Raw genomic sequence first — 18943 nt, 5'->3', positions numbered from 1 at the left:
GCGTGAAGCACTTTCGGGCATCGGCGTGCAGGGCATTACCGTGACCGAAGTCAAAGGCTTTGGTCGTCAAAAAGGCCACACCGAGCTGTACCGAGGTGCGGAATACGTGGTTGATTTTTTGCCCAAAGTGAAGATCGAAGCCGCAGTCTCTGACGAACTCGTCGAGCGCGTCATTGAAGCCCTCGAAGGCGGTGCGCGCACCGGCAAGATTGGCGACGGCAAGATCTTTGTGTACGACCTCGAGCAAGTGGTTCGCATCCGCACCGGTGAAACCGGCGCTGAAGCCCTTTGATCGACCAGAAAGAGAGTCCAAAAATGAAAAAACTTCTCGCGACCTTGGCCTTGGGCCTGAGTCTGGGCTGGGGTGTGTTCGGTGCGGCTTCTGTCGCTACGGCTCAGACCGCACCTGCCGCCGTGACAGCACCGGCTGCCGAAGCCAAACCGGCCGATGCCGCAGCACCTGCCACGGCACCCGCAGCAGCGCCTGCTGCTGCAGAAGCTGCGCCTGTGTTGGTGCCCAACAAGGCCGATACCGGCTGGATGATGCTGTCCACCATTTTGGTGATTTTGATGGTCATTCCGGGTTTGGCCCTGTTCTACGGCGGCTTGGTGCGCAGCAAAAACATGCTGTCGGTGCTGATGCAAGTGGTGGTCACCTTCTCGATGATCACCGTGCTGTGGTTCATCTATGGCTACAGCTTGGCTTTCACCGAAGGCAATGCCTTCATCGGTGGTTTTGACCGCTTGTTCATGAAGGGCATCTGGGACAACGTCGCGGGCACCTTTGCCAACGCCGCCACTTTCAGCAAGGGCGTTGTGATTCCTGAAATCACTTTTGCCGCCTTCCAGGCCACGTTTGCGGGCATCACTTGCGCCTTGATCGTCGGTGCCTTTGCCGAGCGCATCAAGTTCACGGCGGTGTTGGCGTTCATGGTCTTGTGGTTCACTTTCAGCTACCTGCCGATCGCTCACATGGTGTGGTTCTGGATGGGCCCTGACGCTTACGCTTCCAAAGAAGTCGTGGACGAAATGACTTCCAAAGCCGGTTTGCTCTGGCAGTGGGGTGCCTTGGACTTTGCTGGTGGTACTGTGGTGCACATCAACGCAGCGGTGGCTGGCTTGGTCGGCGCCTTCATGGTGGGCAAGCGTGTGGGTTATGGCCGTGAATCGATGGCCCCTCACAGCCTGACATTGACCATGGTGGGCGCTTCTTTGCTGTGGGTGGGTTGGTTCGGCTTCAACGCCGGCTCGGCCCTCGAAGCCAACGGTTTCGCAGCCCTAGCCTTCATCAACACTTTGATCGCGACAGCCGGTGCCGTTTTGGCCTGGTGTGTGGGTGAAGCGCTGATGCGCGGCAAAGCCTCCATGCTGGGTGCAGCTTCGGGTGCGGTGGCCGGTTTGGTGGCCATCACGCCAGCAGCGGGCAACGTGGGTCTCGGCGGCGCTTTGATCATCGGTCTCATCGCCGGCTTTGCTTGCCTGTGGGGCGTGAACGGTCTGAAGAAGATGCTGGGTGCAGACGACTCGCTGGACGTGTTCGGCGTGCACGGTGTCGGCGGTATCGTCGGTGCCCTGCTGACCGGTGTGTTCAACTCCCCAGCACTGGGTGGCCCCAGCGCCGTGGGCGACTGGGTCACCGTGACCATGGTCACACCCGATGCTTATTCCATCGCTTCTCAAGTGTGGATCCAGGCCAAGGCCGTGCTGCTGACCATCGTGTGGTCGGGCGTGGTCTCGGTGGTCGCTTTCAAGATCGTTGACCTGACCATCGGTCTGCGCGTCACCGAAGAAGAAGAGCGCGAAGGTTTGGACATCTCCTCACACGGCGAGTCGGCCTACCACGGTTAAAAGCCGGTCATTGCAAGCTGAATGACAAAGGGTGGCGCAAGCCACCCCTTTTCACCACAGTTTCAGCCCGCAGCGCTTCGGTTCTGCGGGCTGTTTATATGGGTGTTCGGTTTTTGGGGGAATTGATTGCGGTACGTTCCCTGCCTGGTGGGGTGATTGGTGTGGTCGCTCGGGCACAATGGTTTCCATGAATGCACCCGCCCAGTTGACAGCCACTTGGACCGCCATCACCACCGAACCTGATGGTTTGAGTGAGTCGCCTTTTTGGCACCCGCAGGAGCAGCGCCTGTATTGGGTCGACATCCCCGGGCGGCGCATCGCCCGTTTGGGCGTTCAGGGTTTGCAGGCACAAGGATCGGTCGACTACTGGCCGCTGACGCAAGAGCCCGGCTGCATCGCCCCGGTGCAAGGTGGTGGTTGGGTCATGGCCTTGCGCAACGGTATTTACATGGCACACGAATGGGGTGGCAACCTGCAACTTTTGGCAGCCGCACCCTATGACACCACCCGGCTGCGTTTCAACGACGGCAAATGCGACGCCCAAGGCCGCTTTTGGGCGGGCAGCCTGTACGAGCCCAAGGACCAAGCACTGAGCGCGCTGTACATGCTGGACGGGCAAGGCCTGCACGCCATGGTGGGCGGTGTGAAAGAGGGAGTGAAGGACGGTGTGGTGACCGCCAACGGCCTGGCCTGGTCACCCGACGGTCGCACCGCCTACTGGGCCGACACCGCCGCGCACCAGGTGCGGGCATTTGACTTTGACGCCGCCAGCGGCCAACTCGGCAACCCCCGCGTGTTCTACCAAGCTATACCCAAACCCGCAGGCTGGGCCTGGGGCAGTGACGTGCCCTACGGCGGCCGCCCCGATGGTGCGGTCGTGGACAGCGAGGGCTGCTACTGGAGCGCCCAATACGAAGGCGGGCGCCTGCTGCGTCTGTCGACCGCAGGCGACGTCCTGGCCGAAGTGAAAACCCCTGTTCCATGCCCCACCATGCCCTGCTTCGGTGGGGAAGACCTTAAAACGCTGTTCATCACCACCTCCCGCCAAGGCCGCAGCGCGCAAGAGCTGGCACAGTACCCGGGAGCGGGCTGCGTGTGGGGGATTCGGGTCGAGGTGGCGGGGTTGGCGGTGAATGGGTTTGGGTAGGGGTGAGGTGGGTGGGGTTGGGTTGGGGTTGAGACTGTTGTCTCAATTTAGATGGCGCTGAACTTCAGAGGCAGCCCGGCGGCGCAACCGATGGATTACTGATCAGCTTCGCTTCTCGGCGGTCTTCTCGGAGAGTAGGTTAGGTCGCAATGCGACCCTTCCAACTCTTTTTGAGGTAGTCAATGGCACGCTCTTGCTCAGTATGAATTTTCGAGTTGCTACGGACAATTTGCCAAGAGGTGTCGTAGATGTCTTGCAGTACAGCGTCACCCGCCGTTCGTTTTCTCACAAGATTGTGAAAAGAAGACTTGTCTGGTCTGCCGAAGTTTGCAAGGACTTCTAGAATCACAGCGTTTTCAAGTTCGTCATTTGGACTGCGGCGTTTGAAAAAGCCACAGATGATCTCACGCTCATGCGATTTGATAGCGCCGTCGCTGGCAGCGAAATAGAGAAGAACCAATAGTGTCCATGTGTACTCTCGCAACACAGAATCGTAAGCGGCAAGTGTAGTCACTGCATTTCCTTTTTGCGGCCTAACGTATGACATGTGAGGCTACCCCCGCCTTGCCAAGTGTTTTCTGAGAGGTCACTATCAAAGGGGGTCTAACGCAATTTCTCTCGCAAACACTGAGGCATAAAACCCGATCAGTCAGACACATCCGACTGCATCAACCTCCACAAGCCAGATAAATATTTGCCTTAGCATTGAGAAAGTGTCCATATGAGACCGATAAGTCCAAAGCGAAACCCGGCAGGTCTTGGCTTAGGCACGTTGGCATCCATGCGCTTGTGTTGGAAGCACTTTACCGAATAAATGAGTGCTATCCTCTAGCTTTTTTGTGGTTGCCATTCACTATCCTGACCAGTGCTAGTACCAAGCTATTTTGATTTTTGATGTGATAACATCAAACATCAGGAGATGAGATGCGAACCACCCTAGACATTGCAGACGACGTGCTTTTTGCAGCCAAAGAGATTGCCCAAAGAGAGAAAAAATCGATTGGACAAGTCATGAGTGATTTGGCGCGTAAAGCATTCGCGGTGGGCACCTATCAGCCGCCAGCGGATCAAACCGTGCCGCACGTCTCAGAACGTTTGTCCCAATATGGCATTCAGCCCTTGCCCTCGCGGGGCGTGGTCATCAGCAATGAGCTGATTGAACGCTTGCGCGATGCTGAGGGTGTTTGATGCGCGCGCTGTTTGACGTGAATGTGCTCATCGCCTTGCATGACCGTGACCATGTTCACCATGTGCGTGCGGCCCAATGGTTTGAAGACCACATTCACCATGGCTGGGCAACCTGTGCATTGACCCAAAACGGTTGCCTTCGCATCATGGGCCAACCTGGCTACAGCAGCCCTCAACCCATCTTGACGCTACTCAGCATGTTGCAAAACTCCACAAGAACGGCACATCATGCATTTTGGTCCGAAGAGATCAGCCTTTTGGATCCCCTGCAGTTTCAGCATGGTCACATTCACAGCGCAAGGCAATTGACGGATTTGTACCTCTTGGCTCTCGCCGTCAAGCAACAGGGAAGGCTCGTGACGCTGGATCAACGGATTCCAATCAGCGCAGTGCGCAACGCCACACCTGAGCACCTTGTGGTGCTTTGAGTCGCGCAATTTCCCACAACCCCACCGTTCAAAAAATTCACGCCTTTGCCACAGGCCGGGGGTTACCATCCTTTCCCATGGAAGCTCAACTCAATGCCCTCATCGATGCCGTCCGCCAAGCCGGTGCGGATGGCCGCACTTTGCGTTTGCGTGGCGGCAGCAGCAAAGACTTTTGGGGCCAAAGCCTCACGGGCGAGGTGCTGGACACCCGGGCTTACCGGGGCGTCGTCAGTTACGAGCCCAGTGAGTTGGTGGTCACGGTGCGTTGTGGCACGCCGCTGGCCGAGCTGGAGGCGCTACTTGCCGAAAAAGGGCAGTGCCTGGCATTTGAGCCGCCGCATTTCGGAGCCGATGCCACCGTGGGCGGCATGGTGGCCGCCGGCCTGAGCGGCCCCGCCCGAGCCACTGTTGGCGCTGTGCGCGACTATGTGTTGGGCGCGCGGTTCATCAATGGTTTGGGCGAGCACCTGACCTTTGGCGGTCAGGTCATGAAAAACGTGGCCGGTTACGACGTCAGCCGCTTGATGGCCGGCAGCTGGGGCACGCTGGGCCTGATCACCGAGGTCAGCCTCAAGGTCTTGCCGGTGGCTCCGGCCGAGGCCACGCTGATGATCGCGGGCTTGGCCCAGGGCCCGGCGCTGGATTTGTTGCACCGCTGGGGCGGTCAGCCTCTGCCTTTGAACGCCAGCGCCTGGGTGCGCGACCCCACGGCCCAGCCGGATGCCGATTATTTGTTTGTGCGCCTGCGCGGTGCCGTGGCGGCGGTGCAGTCGGCGGTCACCAAGATGAGCGCCGACGCGGTGGTTTTGGGTGCGCAAGTGTTGGTCATGGACCCTTCAGAGTCCGCGCAAGACTGGCGCGCCAGCGGTGAGCAGATGCTGCCGTTTTTTGATGCACCCAGCCCGCATGCCTGTCTCTGGCGGCTGTCGGTGCCGCAAACCGCGCCGGTGTTGGACTTGCCTTATGCCCAATACGTGGAGTGGCAAGGCGCGCAGCGCTGGTTGTGGGCACCCTCTTCGGCGGCGGTGGCCTTGCGTGAGCTGGCGCAATCGCTTGGTGGCCATGCCACCTTGTTCCGCGCCAGCGTCGCCCATCCCGATGTGGACAAAGCCGCAGGCGTGAACACCCCACTGGAGGCCGTGCAGCAGCGCATCCAGCAGCAATTGCAAAAGCAGTTCGACCCGAAGGGCGTGTTCGCCACCGGTCGCATGCACACCCTCTGAGGCGAATCTTCATGCAAACCAACCTCGCCCCCGAATACCAAAACACCCCCGACGGCTTGGAGGCCGAGGCCATCTTGCGCAAGTGCGTGCACTGCGGTTTTTGCACCGCCACTTGCCCCACCTACCAACTGCTGGGCGACGAGCTGGACGGCCCGCGTGGCCGCATTTACTTGATCAAGCAGGTGCTCGAAGGCGAAACGCCTACCCGCAAAACCCAGATGCACCTGGACCGCTGCCTGACTTGCCGCAACTGTGAAAGCACTTGCCCCAGCGGCGTGCAATACGGCCACCTGGTGGACATTGGCCGCAAGCTGGTCGACGCCAAAGTCGAGCGCCCCGCCGGTGAAAAGCTGCTGCGCTGGGCGCTGAAAGAAGGCCTGCCTTCCCCCCTGTTTGCCCCCGCCATGAAGATGGGCCAGATGGTGCGCGGCCTGCTGCCCGAAGCCCTGAAGGCCAAAGTGCCTGCACCACAAGACGCCGGTGCCTGGCCCACCCGCCAGCACGCGCGTAAGTTGCTGATGCTGGCCGGTTGCGTGCAGCCGAGCATGAGCCCCAACATCAACACCGCCACCGCCCGCGTGCTGGATGCCGCTGGCATCCAGGTCGTGACCGCTCCCAAGGCCGGTTGCTGTGGCGCGCTCAAGTTCCACCTGAACGACCATGATGGCGGCAAAGACCACATGCGCGCCAACATCGATGCTTGGTGGCCCTTGGTCGAATCGGGCGAGGTCGAAGCCATCGTGATGAACGCTTCGGGCTGCGGCGTCATGGTCAAGGACTACGGCCATGTGCTCAAAGACGATCCAGCCTATGCCAAAAAAGCCGCCCGCATCGGCGCGTTGACGAAAGATTTGAGCGAGCTGCTGCCCGAGCTGGTACCGCTGCTCAAGGACAAGCTGATGCCTGAGGCCCTGCACGCCGCAGGCTTGCAGGCCTACCACCCACCCTGCACGCTGCAACACGGCCAGCAGCTCAAAGGCGGCGTCGAAAAGCATTTGGGCGATCTGGGTTTCCAGATCAAAGTCACCGCCAATGAATCGCACCTGTGCTGCGGCTCGGCCGGCACTTACAGCGTGCTCAACCCTGAACTGTCTAAACAACTGCGGGACCGCAAGCTGGGCCACCTGACCGCACTGGAGCCGCAAGGTGTGATCAGCGCCAACATCGGCTGCATCACCCACTTGCAAAGTGGCAGCGGTTTGCCCGTGCGGCATTGGGTGGAATTGCTGGACGAGGCGCTTGGCCACGCGCATTGATTGCGCCATCAAAGTCCTTTCACCCAGACGGCAAGACCAGCGCATGGACGCAACGAAATGCCCACAGGGTTAGTATCAGCGCTGTATGGCAGACTGCGCTTGACCAGCGCTCATAAAGGACCCCATCATGCCCTTACCTTGGTTGGCTGCTTTGAAAGTGATTCCTTGGGGAGATGTGATTGAGCACGCGCCTTCGGTGCTCAAAGCCGCGCGCAAGCTGATGGACCGTCAGCCGCAGACGCCGCCCGGCCAAGCCGGAACCCCTGCCACGCAGACGCCGGTGAGCGCGGTGCCCAGCTTGGGGGAACTCAAAAATGCCTTGATTGCCGCGCAAGGCCAGATCGACCGTCAAGCCCAGGCTCAGCGCGAGCTGGCCGAAACCTTGGCCGAGTTGGCCGAACAAAATGCCAGGCTGGTCAGTGCCGTGGAGGTGCTCCGCGTGCGGACACGGGTGTTGGTTTGGGGTGGCGCAGCGATGTTGTTGTGGTTGGCCGTGCTGACTTGGAAGGCTTGAGCCAACTTAGACCCCCGGCGAAGCTGGCGCCAAGCAGTTCAATGGTCAGGCTGCCAGCGCCGCTTCAATGTCTTTGGCCATCTTCTCTGGTGAGTCTTGCGGCGCATAGCGCTTGATCACGCGGCCGTCGCGCCCCACCAAAAACTTGGTGAAGTTCCATTTGATGCCTTTGCTGCCCAGAATGCCGGGGGCTTCTGCCGAAAGCCATTGGTACAGCGGGTGAGCGCCATCGCCGTTGACCTTGATCTTGCTCATCATCTGAAAGCTCACGCCGTAGTTCTTTTGGCAGAAGTTGGCGATCTGTGCGTCGTCACCCGGGTCTTGGCTAGCGAATTGGTTGCAGGGAAAGCCGATCACAGCCAAGCCTTGTTCCCCATAGGATTTGTGCAACTTTTCCAACCCGGTGAACTGGGGCGTGAACCCGCAAGCGCTGGCGGTGTTGACGATCAACATGACCTGGCCTTTGTAGCGGCTCAGCGCCACGTCTTGGCCGTCGATGCTCAGGGCTTGGAAGTCGTAAAGGCTCATGGATGGGCTCCGGGCTTGGTTCAGTCGTTTCGTGAAGTATCCGTCACCGACAGCAATGCCGCCAGCAAAATCAGCGAGCCACCCCAGAGCGTGCGGCTTTCCCATTGTGCCGCACCCATCAAAACAGAGGACACGCTGGCAAACAACACTTCGGACAGCATGACCAAGGCTGTGGTTTGGGCCGCCAGGCGCGCTGCGCCATACTGCAGCGCCAAATTGCCAAACAAAAAAGAGATGCCCAGCAGGGCCACCAGCGGCAACCAGGTCCAGGCTGGGGCTTCACCGATCGCCACCATGCCCGAGGCCAAGCCAACGATGGCCGCCAAGCTGGCCATGACCGCGCCACCGCCAAACATGGCCAAGGTGCGCGAAGAACTGGGCGCGTTTTTGAGCTTGAGCAACAGGGCGTTGGTGATGGCAAAAGTCAGACCGCCCATGAGGGCCAGGACGTCGGCCAGACTCTCGGGCCAAGGCCAAGGCGTTTCGGGGGTTTTGAGAACGATGACCAAGCCGGCCAGCGCCAGCAGCAAGCGAATCAACGCCATGGGGGTGGGTTTTTCATCCAACAGCCACCAAGCCACCAGCACCGACCAAGCGGGCATGAGGTAAAACAGCAACACCACGCGCACCACATCGCCCACCGTCACTGCCCAGTTGAAGCCCACATTGGTCAGGCCCGAGGCCAGCAGCAAGAGCCAAAGCCCTGGGTGACCTCGCCAACTGCGCAACTGCCCGCTGCGCCACAGCCACAGGGCGATGGACACAAACACAAAGCCATAAACCACTGCCGTGGCCCACAGGGGGTGCAGACCTTGGGCTTCGAGTTGTTTGAAGGGCCACCAGCACACGCCCCACACCAAAGCATTGAACAGGAGCCCAGCGACCGCCAGGCTTTTGGGGGAGGTGCGGCCCATGGTCGGGCAGTTTAAGAGGCGTCGCCTGTGGATTTGGCGGCCAACGTGGCTTGGCGCTTGCGCCACCAGCGCCAAGCCAACCACACCACGCCAATGCCCAACAAAGCAAAAATTCCGTGCTGGAACTGTCGCAGCACGCCAAACATCCAATCCCAGTTTTGCGCGCCAAAGTAACCCAGGTAAACCCAGATCGGCACGCTGATCAAGGCGGCAAAGCCATCCATGAAAAACCAAGTGGCAAAGCTGACGCGATGGCTCATGCCGGCCGAGAAAAACACCGGGGTGCGAAGACCAGGCAAAAAGCGGGCCACAAACATGACCCACTTGCCGTATTTTTGAAAGGCATCTTGCGCGCTGGCAAAGCGTTCGGGTGTGAGGATTTTGCGAAAACCGGGCAATTGCGAAATGCGTTGTCCGTACAAACGGCCCAAGGTGAACATGAGACCGTCCCCTACCAACACACCTGCCATGCCGACAGCGAACATGGTGTTCACATCGGCATGGCCCAAGCCGGCAATCACACCACCGGTCACCAAGGTCACGTCTTCAGGGACAGGAACGCCAAAACCGCAAATCAAAAGCATCACAAACACGGCCAAATAACCGTATTCGGTGAAGATGGGCATCAAAAACTGAAAAACATCCATGGATTACAAGGTTCAGCCAGCGCCTGAACGTGTCAGGCAGAATGCGCGGGATTAAAAGGCAGCGAATCAGTGTAAAGCATTTGCAAGCCCCTTCCATTCAGGGGAAAGCCTTTGTTGACCCGTTTGTTTGCGCCCATGTGGGGACGCCAACAAGGCCTCAAAAGCGGGAGGATGCTGGCATACTCATTTGGCCATTGATTGCATTTAGACCCCTATGCCCCGCCCCATTCAAGCCACCATCCACACCGCTGCCTTGCGCCACAACCTGGCCCGGGTCCGAGAGGCTACGCCAGATGCCCAAGTCTGGGCCGTGGTCAAAGCCAATGCCTATGGGCATGGCATTGAGCGGGTGTTTGAAGGGCTGCGCGGGGCCGATGGTTTTGCCCTCTTGGACTTGGCCGAGGCCGAGCGGGTTCGCACTCTGGGCTGGCGTGGTCCCATTTTGTTGCTCGAAGGCGCTTTCGAGGCGCGTGACTTGGAGTTGTGCTCGCGCCTGCACCTGTGGCACACGGTGCATTGTGATGAGCAGATCGAGATGCTGGCGCTGCACAAAACCAACGAGCCGCACCGGGTGTTTCTGAAAATGAACTCGGGCATGAACCGCTTGGGCTTTTCGCCGCAGCGTTTCCGATCTGTCTGGACCCGCTTGAATGCCTTGCCGCAGGTGGACGAAATTTCGCTCATGACCCATTTCAGCGATGCCGATGGCCCCAAAGGCATTGCTGAGCAGATGGCCCGCTTTGAAGAGGCCACCCGCGATCTGCCGGGTGAGCGCACCCTGAGCAACAGCGCTGCGGGCTTGCGCCATGCTCAAGATGCCGCCGTGAAAGCCGACTGGATTCGTCCGGGCATTGCCCTGTATGGCAGTTCACCCGATTTTCCCGAGCGCAGCGCAGCGCAATGGGGCTTGCAGCCTGCCATGAGCCTGAACGCCCAGATCATTGCGGTGCAGCAACTGCAAGCGGGTGACAGTGTGGGTTATGGCTCCAGCTTTGTCGCCGAGCAGGCCCTGCGCATTGGCGTGGTGGCTTGTGGCTATGCCGACGGCTACCCGCGCATTTGCCCCACCGGCACCCCGGTGCTGGTCGATGGCGCACGGGGCCGCACCGTGGGCCGCGTCAGCATGGACATGTTGACAGTGGACCTGAGCCCATTCCCCGATGCCGGTGTAGGCAGCACCGTCACGCTGTGGGGCCAAGCGGCCAACGGCGCCGTGCTCGGCATCGACGAGGTGGCGCAAGCGGCGGGCACGGTGGGTTATGAGTTGATGTGTGCGTTGGCCCAGCGCGTACCGGTGATGGTGGTCTGAGACCGCATCCAAAAGTTCCTCTGACACGTTCAGCAGATCCTGTCACCTGGGTGCAGGCCTCAAAGCCAATTGCCAGTAGAGTGGACATGGCCTTGAGAAGGTTTTTTTCAGGGCGTTTCCTCACAGGAGATCACCATTGCCCCCCACCGTTCAAAAAGACGCATTGGCCGCTTTGTATTTGTGCATGGCCCGCATTCGGGCGTTTGAAAATGCCGCCGAAATCCTGAGTCAAGGCGGTGTCAGCGCTTACAACAAAACGGCCGACGGCAGTGCCAAAGTGCGCGGCCCGCTGCACCTGTCGACCGGGCAAGAAGCGGTCGCTGCTGGCGTCTGCGCCCACCTCACCTCCAGTGACTACCTGACGTCGACCCACCGAGGTCATGGCCACACCTTGGCCAAAGGGGCAGACCTGAGCCGCATGATGTGCGAACTGTACGGAAAGGCCACCGGTTTTAACGGGGGCAAAGGGGGCTCCATGCACATTGCCGACTTTTCGGTCGGCATGTTGGGGGCCAATGGTGTGGTGGCCGCAGGTTTGCCCATCGCCGTGGGCGCCGCACACGCCCAGAAACTGCAGGGGCGCAGTGATATCACGGTTTGCTTTTTTGGTGACGGCGCCACCAACCGGGGGCCGTTTCTGGAAGCCCTTAATTGGGCGCAGGTGCACCAATTGCCAGTGCTCTTTGTCTGCGAAGACAACCGATGGAGTGCCACCACAGCCAGTGGCCCGATGATTGCAGGTCCGGGTGCCTCTGCCCGCAGTGAAAGCTTAGGCATTGCGGCGCACCCTGTCGATGGCAATGATGTCGTGGCCGTGTACGAAAAGGCTGACGAGCTGGTCAAGACCATTCGCGCGGGCCATGGGCCGCGCTTTTTGCATGCCCGCACGTACCGCGTCAAAGGCCATGTGTCGGTGGATTTGGCCGCGTACCGGGACCCCCGGGAAGTCGAAGAAGCCTTGAAAAACGACCCCATTCACAACGCCCGCCGCGCCCTGTTGGCGCGGGGCAGCACCGATGCCGCGTGCGATCAGATGGACCAGCAAGCCCAGGCCGAAGTGCAGGCGGCAATGCAGGCCGCAAACCTTGCGCCCTGGCCCGATGTGTCCGCCGCCTACACCGATATCCAGACCACAGGAGAAGGCCAATGGTTTTGAACACGATGACATACAGCCAGGCCGCTGTGTTGGCCGTTCAGCGCGAAATGGAAGCGGACGAGCGCGTGGTGGTCATGGGCGAAGACGTGGGGCGCGGCGGCATCTTTGGGCAGTACAAGGGCTTGCAACAGACCTTCGGCGCCCACCGCATCATCGACACGCCCATCAGCGAAGCGGCCATCATGGGTGGCGGCGTGGGCATGGCGCTGGCCGGCATGCGTCCGGTGGTGGAGATGCGTGTGGTCGACTTTGCCCTTTGCGGCATGGACGAAATCATCAACCAGGCCGCCAAAAACCGTTACATGTTTGGCGGCCAAGGCCGCGTGCCCTTGGTGGCCCGCATGCCCATCGGCATTTGGGATGCCTCGGCGGCGCAGCATTCGCAGTCGCTGGAAGCCTGGTTTGCCCACATGCCCGGCTTGGTGGTGGTGTGCCCGGGTTCGGTGCAAGACAACTACGCGTTGCTGCGATCGGCCATGCAATGCGGTGATCCGGTGGTCTATATGGAACACAAGACCCTGTGGGGTCTGGAAGGCGCGGTGGACGAGAACGTGCAAGTGCCTTTGGGCCAAGCAGCTGTGCTGCGCTCGGGCGATCACTTGACCATGGTCAGCTGGAGCCGCCAGCTGCAGGTTTGCCAAGCGGCATGCGATCAATTGGCGGCCTTGGGTATTCAGGTCGAGTTGATCGATTTGCGCACTCTGTGGCCCTGGGACCGGGACACGGTGCTCCAATCGGCCGCTAAAACGGGACACCTCTTGGTGGTTCACGAGGCGATTCAGGCAGCAGGGTTTGGCGCCGAAATCGCTGCCACCGTGGCCGAAACCCTGGGCGTGCGAGTCAAACGCCTTGGGGCACCGCGCATCCCGGTGGGTTATGCCCCTGTTCTGGAAGCGGTGGCCCGTGTATCGACTGAACAGATCGTGGCGGCCGCGCAGGCTTGTCTGCAGCCGGTCACATGTTGAGTTTGGAGCCCCTTGCCTGGCTTGTTCACGCCACAAGCGCGTCATCAACCACTGGTTTCGCCCAGTTTGTCCCCGCGCTCCGGCGTCTGTTTCATGGGGTAATCCCTGTGTCCCCGGGGCGCGTTTCAGCCATTTTGAAAGGCGTGTCAGCGAAGCCCCCATGGTAAAGTGGTTTTTAAATTTTGCGTGATCCACATGACCCATTTGCATGAGCAAGCCCCAGCCGAAGTGGCCAAGGCTGAACCCGATGAAGCAACCGTGGTTCCTTTGAAAATCGAGGATTGGCTCACGGTCATCGTGATGGGCTTGCTCGCCCTCATCACTTTTGCCAATGTGCTGGTGCGTTATTTCACCGACCAGTCCTTTGCTTGGACAGAAGAGTTTTCGGTGTTTTTGATGATTGTGCTGGCGCTGGTGGCGGGTTCGGCGTCGGTCGCTCGCAACCGCCAAATCCGCATTGAATACTTTGCCGACAGCGGCTCTGAAAAACGCCAGAGGGCGTTGGCGCGCTTTGGTGCGCTGATGGTGTTTGTGTTGTTTGCCCTGATCGCGGTGCTCAGCGTGCGCGTGGTTTGGGACGATTTCCGCTTTGGCGAGACCTCACCGGGCATTGGTGTCCCGCAGTGGTGGTACACCATCTGGCTGCCGGTCTTGTCGGTGGCCATTGCTGGCCGTGCCTTGGGTCTGTTCATCCGCCGGGGCCGCCAGCCGTGATACCCACCCTCCTGTTTGTGGCTTTTGTGGTGATGATGCTGATGGGCGTGCCGATTGGCGCGGCTTTGGGCCTGGCCGGTGCGGCGTGCATTGCCTTGGCCAACATCGATGCGCAATGGTTTGGACTGCTGGCCGTGCCGCAAAACTTTTACGCCGGTCTGGGCAAATACCCGCTGCTGGCCATTCCCATGTTCGTGCTGGTGGGCTCCATTTTTGACCGCTCCGGCGTCGCGCTGCGCTTGGTCAACTTTGCCGTCGCCATCGTGGGCCGTGGCCCGGGCATGCTGCCTTTGGTGGCGATTGTGGTGGCCATGTTCCTGGGGGGCATTTCGGGATCTGGCCCGGCCAACGCGGCGGCAGTGGGTGCGGTCATGATCGCGGCCATGTCGCGCGCAGGTTACCCGGCATCGTTTTCAGCCAGTGTGGTCGGGGCGGCAGCGGCCACGGACATTTTGATCCCGCCTTCGGTGGCTTTCATTGTGTATTCGGTGCTGGTGCCAGGCGCCTCGGTGCCCGCCTTGTTTGCAGCCGGCATGATTCCCGGCATTTTGGCCGGCATCGCCCTGATCGTGCCCACTGTCTGGATGGCGCGCAAACACAAAATGGGTGCCCTCGAGGCGAGCCTGCCCCGCCCTGAACTCTGGAAAAGTTTTGTCGAGGCCACCTGGGGCCTGGCCGCGCCGGTCTTGATTTTGGGGGGCATGCGCGCAGGCTGGTTCACTCCGACCGAGGCGGCGGTGGTGGCGGTGTTTTATGGTCTGTTTGTGGGCATGGTCATTTACCGCACCATCAAGGTGCGCGACCTGTTTGTGATCTTGCGCGAGTCGGGCGAACTGTCAGCCGTGATTTTGCTGGTGGTGTCGCTGGCGGGCATTTTTGCGTTTTCGCTGTCCACCTTGGGCGTGATTGATCCGGTGACAAGCGCCATTGTGAACTCGGGCCTGGGCGAGTACGGCGTGCTGGCCTTGCTTATCCTGATGTTGATCACCGTGGGCATGTTCCTTGATGGCGTGTCCATTTTCCTGATTTTTGTGCCTCTGTTGTGGCCCATCGTGCAGTTTTACAAATGGGACCCAGTCTGGTTTGGCGTGATCCTCACACTCAAGGTGGCACTGGGCCAGTTCACGCCGCCTTTGGCGGTGAACCTGATGGTTTCCTGCCGTATTGCCGGAGTGCGCATGGAAGAAACCGTGCGCTGGGTCGGCTGGATGCTGTTTTCCATGTTCCTGGTCATGCTGGCGGTGATCGCCTGGCCCGAGCTGGCTTTGTGGCTGCCGCGTTATCTGGGTTATTGATGTTCATTTTTTCAACAAGGAGACAATCATGAAACTTCGTCGTCATTTGCTCAGCCTGCTGGCTGTAGCGGCTGGTTTGAGCGCTTTCACAGCCCCGGCCTTGGCCGCCGATTACAAAGCCGAATACCGCATGTCGCTGGTGTTGGGCCCACCCACACCCTGGGGCCAAGCCGGCAAGATGTGGGCCGACATGGTCAAGGAACGGACCCAGGGCCGCATCAACATCAAGCTCTACCCCGGTGTGTCGCTCATCCAGGGCGATCAGACCCGCGAATTCAGCGCACTGCGCCAGGGCGTGATCGACATGGCCGTGGGCTCCACCATCAACTGGTCGCCACAGGTCAAGGAATTGAACCTGTTTTCGCTGCCCTTTTTGATGCCCGACTACGCCGCCATTGACGCGCTGACGCAAGGCAGCGTGGGCCAAAAGATCTTCCAGACTTTGGACAAATCGGGTGTCGTGCCCCTGGCTTGGGGTGAAAACGGATTCCGCGAACTGACCAATTCCAAGCGCCCGATCAAGTCCCCCGCAGACTTGAAGGGCATGAAAATCCGTGTGGTGGGCTCGCCCATTTACTCGGACATGTTCTCGGCCTTGGGGGCCAACCCCACGCAAATGAGCTGGGCTGACGCGCAGCCTGCGCTGTCCAGCGGTGCGGTGGATGGGCAGGAAAACCCGCTGTTCTTGTTCACTGTGCTGAAAATGCACAACGTGGGCCAGAAATTCGTGACCACTTGGGGTTATGTGGCCGATCCGCTGATCTTTGTCGTCAACAAGGACATTTGGGCATCTTGGACACCCGCTGACCAGGCCATCGTGCGCCAGGCCGCTGTGGATGCAGGCAAAGCCGAAATTGCCATCGCCCGCAAAGGCCTGGTCGAAGCCGATAAGCCGGTGCTCAAAGACATCGCCGGCATGGGCGTGACGGTCACATCGCTGAGCGTCGACGAACGCGAAGCATTTGTCAAAGCCACCCGTCCGGTTTACGAGAAGTGGACAAGCACCGTCGGCCCCGCCTTGGTGAAAGAGGCTGAAGTCGCCATTGCCGCTCGCAAGAAGTGATGCAAGCCTGGCCAGCACATGCCTTGCTGGCCAGGCGTCTCTTGTCTGGGTTCAGGTCATGACCCCAACTTTGGCGCTTGACTGAGCCTCAGCGGTCTGCTTGCTGCGAGCGAGACACGGGTTGCCCTCAGCTGGGCCCACAATCCATGGCATGCCCCACAGCGCCCCCCTCCACCGCCACGACCAACAGGCCTTGCTCATCGCCTTGGTGTTGGTGGTCATCTGGGGCGGCAACTTCACACTGCAAAAGTACCTGTTTGACCTGATCACGCCCGGTGGATTTTTGTGGGCGCGTTACCTGCTGATGCCGACATGTGCGCTGCTGTTGATGCGCTGGCGTTTTGGCCGTTGGCTGCCGCCCTTGCCGCGTAAAGACTGGATGCACATGGCTTGGTTGGGGTTCATCGGGCACTCATTGCATGTGGGGCTGGTCACGTACGGCATTCACTGGTCCACGGCGTTTTCCAGCTCGGTCATTTTGGCGTGCGGGCCGATTTTCACCTTGCTGATTTTGCACAAACAAGGCTTGGAGCGACTCAGTTGGCCTCAAATTGCAGGGGTATCGTTGGCCTTTTGCGGGGTGTTGATGTTCCTGTCTGACAAATTGCTGGGTGGCAATTGGCGAGCGGGCGGTGGGGATCTGGTGCTGTTGGTGGCCGCGGGATTCTTTTCTTATTACACCGTGGCGGTCAAACCGGTGATGCAGCGCCACGGCGCTGTGCTGACCATGGGTTACGCCACCTTGCTGGGCGGTTTGCCGGTGATGCTGCTCTCGATTCCAGCCGGCATGGCCGCCAACTGGGCGGTGCTGGATTTTTGGGCTTGGGTCGGCTTGTTTTGGTCGATCTTGGTCTCGGCTTTTGTGGGCTGGCTGGCTTGGGGCTGGATCAACAACGTGCGTGGGGTGGCCCGCACGGCCCCTTTGATGTACTTGATGCCCCCCATGGCCGGCCTGTTTGCTTGGGCGCTGTCGGGCGAACACTACACTTGGATCAAAATGGCCGGGGCGGGTGTCACCTTGTTGGGCGTGGCGCTGGCGCAGTATGCTGGGCAAATCAAATGGCGTTTGCGCTGAGGCGCTAGCGCAGCCAGGTGTCGTAGGCGGTTTTGCAGATCAGGGCCAACACCACCACGATGAACACATGGCGCACAAAGCCAGACCCGTGTTTCAGAGCCAATCGTGTACCAATGAGGCTGCCCACAATGTTGGACACGGCCATGGCCAAAGCCAGATGCCACCAGACATGGCCTTGGACGGCAAACAGCACCAGCGCCGAAAAGTTCGTGGCCACGTTGATCAGTTTGGCCGAGGCTGAAGCGTTCAAAAAGTCATAGCCCATCAGTCGCACGTAGGCAAAGACCAAAAAGCTGCCTGTGCCGGGCCCGAAAAAACCGTCGTAAAACCCGATCACCAGGCCAATGCCAGCAGCCATACAGGCCTCTTGGGCGCCTGCAAAACGGGGGGTGTGGCTGCGGCCCAGGTCTTTTTTGGCCACGGTGTAGAGCAGCAACACTGTCAGCAGCAGGGGCAGGGCTTTGCGAAACAGGGTGGGGTCGACTTGTGTCACGACCCATGCACCTGCCAAAGAGCCCACCAAACCTGCACCCGCAGCCGGGATCAATGAGCGCCAAGGCATGACCACTTTGCGGCTGTATTGCACGGTGGCAAAAGCGGTGCCCCAGATCGAGGCGCTTTTGTTGGTGCCAAACAAGGTGGCGGGTGCTGCAGCAGGAAAGGTGGCAAACAACACTGGCAGCAAGATCAGGCCACCCCCTCCAACGATCGCGTCGATCAGGCCGGCCAGCAAAGAGGCCAGCGAAACAATCAGTAATTCCATCGGCTCGATTGTGGCACCCTGTGGGCGCTGCCCTTGTCCCGCTGCGGCGCAAAAAAGGCAAAAAAAAGCGCCGCTTGCGCGACGCTTAGAAAAATCACACCTCGTTCGGATGTTCGATGCTGTTCGAGTTTTTAGGCTTGAGTGTCTCCTCGGCCCTCGGGATGCAGATACTGCTTTGCATCGAGTGACTGAAATGTAAGTGACCCAGACCACTGTGGCGCTCAGGGATTTCCCGATTCGGGGGAAATCCCTGCCCTAAATTGACGCGCACTAACCCCAAAAGAGCGCTTTTGAATGCAGGCCATTAGCGCAAGGCACCGCATGGTGGCGCGCGGGAGGACCCATCAAGCTTATTTGGCCGTCGGCATCACAAATTCCGCGCCTTTGCCGATGCTCTCGGGCCAGCGCTGCATGATGGACTTTTGCTTGGTGTAAAAACGCACGCCTTCTTCGCCATAGGCGTGCATGTCGCCAAACAAGGAACGCTTCCAGCCGCCAAAGCCGTGCCAGGCCATGGGGACTGGAATCGGCACGTTGATGCCGACCATGCCCACTTGGATGCGGCGCGAGAACTCGCGGGCCACATTGCCGTCGCGGGTGAAGCAAGAAACCCCGTTGCCGAACTCGTGGTCGTTGATGATCTGCACCGCCGTGCCGAAGTCGGGCACGCGCACGCACGACAGCACGGGGCCAAAAATCTCTTCCTTGTAGATCTTCATGTCGGTGGTGACGTGGTCGAACAGCGTGCCGCCCAGCCAAAAGCCTTGCTCGCAACCGGCACCGGCTTTCGCGCCATCAAAGTTGCGGCCGTCGACCAAGAGCTTCGCACCTTCGGCCACACCCGCGTCGATGTAGCCTTTGATGCGTTGACGCGCCGCGTCGGTCACGATGGGGCCCATTTCGGCGGCCA

Annotated in this window: 21 protein-coding genes; 15 read left to right on the top strand and 6 right to left on the bottom strand. The window is 59.9% G+C overall.

Annotation, left to right across the window (positions count from 1 at the left end):
* From Q0O19_RS09315 to Q0O19_RS09305, 3 genes are all read left to right on the top strand, one after another.
* Positions 1-292 (top strand): P-II family nitrogen regulator (locus Q0O19_RS09315; RefSeq protein ID WP_295522286.1); only part of this gene is annotated, 292 nt, incomplete at its 5' end.
* A 23-nt stretch (positions 293-315) separates the two neighbouring features.
* Positions 316-1848, top strand: coding sequence for an ammonium transporter (gene amt, locus Q0O19_RS09310; protein WP_295522284.1), 1533 nt, complete (start codon positions 316-318; stop codon positions 1846-1848).
* A 187-nt stretch (positions 1849-2035) separates the two neighbouring features.
* Positions 2036-2995 carry an SMP-30/gluconolactonase/LRE family protein gene (locus Q0O19_RS09305; protein ID WP_295522282.1) on the top strand — a complete coding sequence of 320 codons (960 nt, stop codon included), beginning with the start codon at positions 2036-2038 and terminating at the stop codon, positions 2993-2995.
* A 139-nt stretch (positions 2996-3134) separates the two neighbouring features.
* Here Q0O19_RS09305 and Q0O19_RS09300 read toward each other — a convergent pair whose 3' ends face one another.
* Positions 3135-3509 (bottom strand): hypothetical protein, encoded by a 375-nt coding sequence (locus Q0O19_RS09300; RefSeq protein ID WP_295522280.1) that lies wholly within the window; start codon positions 3507-3509, stop codon positions 3135-3137.
* Between the two features lie 410 nt (positions 3510-3919).
* Here Q0O19_RS09300 and Q0O19_RS09295 point away from each other — a divergent pair, with 410 nt between their 5' ends.
* The 5 genes from Q0O19_RS09295 (at position 3920) to Q0O19_RS09275 (ending at position 7604) form a co-directional block, all read left to right on the top strand.
* Positions 3920-4183: a hypothetical protein gene (locus Q0O19_RS09295; protein WP_295522278.1), complete on the top strand. Its 264-nt coding sequence runs from the start codon at positions 3920-3922 to the stop codon at positions 4181-4183.
* On the top strand, positions 4183-4611 hold the full coding sequence (locus tag Q0O19_RS09290) for a TA system VapC family ribonuclease toxin (RefSeq protein WP_295522276.1): 429 nt from the start codon (positions 4183-4185) through the stop codon (positions 4609-4611). Before Q0O19_RS09295 ends, Q0O19_RS09290 begins: the two co-directional genes overlap by 1 nt.
* Before the next feature lie 77 nt (positions 4612-4688).
* The gene (gene glcE / locus Q0O19_RS09285; RefSeq protein WP_295522275.1) at positions 4689-5834 is read left to right on the top strand and encodes a glycolate oxidase subunit GlcE; all 1146 of its coding nucleotides are present in this window, start codon (positions 4689-4691) and stop codon (positions 5832-5834) included.
* Positions 5835-5845: 11 nt separating this feature from the next.
* Entirely contained in the window at positions 5846-7090 is a 1245-nt protein-coding gene (gene glcF / locus Q0O19_RS09280; protein WP_295522272.1) for a glycolate oxidase subunit GlcF, read from the top strand.
* 127 nt (positions 7091-7217) lie between these two features.
* Positions 7218-7604: a hypothetical protein gene (locus Q0O19_RS09275; RefSeq protein WP_295522270.1), complete on the top strand. Its 387-nt coding sequence runs from the start codon at positions 7218-7220 to the stop codon at positions 7602-7604.
* A 45-nt stretch (positions 7605-7649) separates the two neighbouring features.
* Here Q0O19_RS09275 and Q0O19_RS09270 read toward each other — a convergent pair whose 3' ends face one another.
* From Q0O19_RS09270 to Q0O19_RS09260, 3 genes are read right to left on the bottom strand one after another with little or no spacing between them, the layout of a single operon-like run.
* Positions 7650-8132, bottom strand: a complete 483-nt coding sequence (locus Q0O19_RS09270) for a glutathione peroxidase (RefSeq protein WP_295522268.1) — start codon at positions 8130-8132, stop codon at positions 7650-7652.
* 20 nt (positions 8133-8152) lie between these two features.
* Positions 8153-9046 carry a DMT family transporter gene (locus Q0O19_RS09265; protein WP_295522266.1) on the bottom strand — a complete coding sequence of 298 codons (894 nt, stop codon included), beginning with the start codon at positions 9044-9046 and terminating at the stop codon, positions 8153-8155.
* An 11-nt stretch (positions 9047-9057) separates the two neighbouring features.
* Positions 9058-9693, bottom strand: a complete 636-nt coding sequence (locus Q0O19_RS09260; protein ID WP_295522264.1) for a DedA family protein — start codon at positions 9691-9693, stop codon at positions 9058-9060.
* A 214-nt stretch (positions 9694-9907) separates the two neighbouring features.
* Between Q0O19_RS09260 and alr the strand changes: the two genes are divergently transcribed.
* The 7 genes from alr (at position 9908) to Q0O19_RS09225 (ending at position 17270) form a co-directional block, all read left to right on the top strand.
* Positions 9908-11002, top strand: coding sequence for an alanine racemase (gene alr, locus Q0O19_RS09255; protein ID WP_295522262.1), 1095 nt, complete (start codon positions 9908-9910; stop codon positions 11000-11002).
* Between the two features lie 184 nt (positions 11003-11186).
* Positions 11187-12158, top strand: coding sequence for a thiamine pyrophosphate-dependent dehydrogenase E1 component subunit alpha (locus tag Q0O19_RS09250; RefSeq protein ID WP_295522288.1), 972 nt, complete (start codon positions 11187-11189; stop codon positions 12156-12158).
* The gene (locus Q0O19_RS09245; protein ID WP_295522260.1) at positions 12149-13123 is read left to right on the top strand and encodes a transketolase C-terminal domain-containing protein; all 975 of its coding nucleotides are present in this window, start codon (positions 12149-12151) and stop codon (positions 13121-13123) included. Before Q0O19_RS09250 ends, Q0O19_RS09245 begins: the two co-directional genes overlap by 10 nt.
* Before the next feature lie 195 nt (positions 13124-13318).
* Entirely contained in the window at positions 13319-13837 is a 519-nt protein-coding gene (locus Q0O19_RS09240; RefSeq protein WP_295522258.1) for a TRAP transporter small permease, read from the top strand.
* Entirely contained in the window at positions 13834-15132 is a 1299-nt protein-coding gene (locus Q0O19_RS09235; RefSeq protein WP_295522256.1) for a TRAP transporter large permease, read from the top strand. The genes Q0O19_RS09240 and Q0O19_RS09235 overlap by 4 nt, the downstream gene beginning before the upstream one ends.
* A gap of 28 nt (positions 15133-15160) precedes the next feature.
* Entirely contained in the window at positions 15161-16195 is a 1035-nt protein-coding gene (locus Q0O19_RS09230; RefSeq protein WP_295522254.1) for a DctP family TRAP transporter solute-binding subunit, read from the top strand.
* Positions 16196-16346: 151 nt separating this feature from the next.
* On the top strand, positions 16347-17270 hold the full coding sequence (locus tag Q0O19_RS09225; RefSeq protein ID WP_295522252.1) for a DMT family transporter: 924 nt from the start codon (positions 16347-16349) through the stop codon (positions 17268-17270).
* A 4-nt stretch (positions 17271-17274) separates the two neighbouring features.
* On the opposite strand, the gene Q0O19_RS09220 is transcribed toward Q0O19_RS09225, so the two are convergent.
* Together Q0O19_RS09220 and Q0O19_RS09215 are read right to left on the bottom strand one after the other, a co-directional pair.
* Positions 17275-18033: a TSUP family transporter gene (locus tag Q0O19_RS09220; RefSeq protein ID WP_295522250.1), complete on the bottom strand. Its 759-nt coding sequence runs from the start codon at positions 18031-18033 to the stop codon at positions 17275-17277.
* Between the two features lie 350 nt (positions 18034-18383).
* The coding region (locus tag Q0O19_RS09215; protein ID WP_295522248.1) for an aldehyde dehydrogenase family protein at positions 18384-18943 on the bottom strand (560 nt) is incomplete at its 5' end.

The organism is Limnohabitans sp. Rim8 (genome assembly GCF_945869175.1).
Taxonomy (GTDB): Bacteria; Pseudomonadota; Gammaproteobacteria; order Burkholderiales; family Burkholderiaceae_C; genus Limnohabitans_A.
The sequence above is the reverse complement of the archived record's forward strand: the minus strand, read 5'-3'. Positions and strand labels throughout refer to the sequence as shown.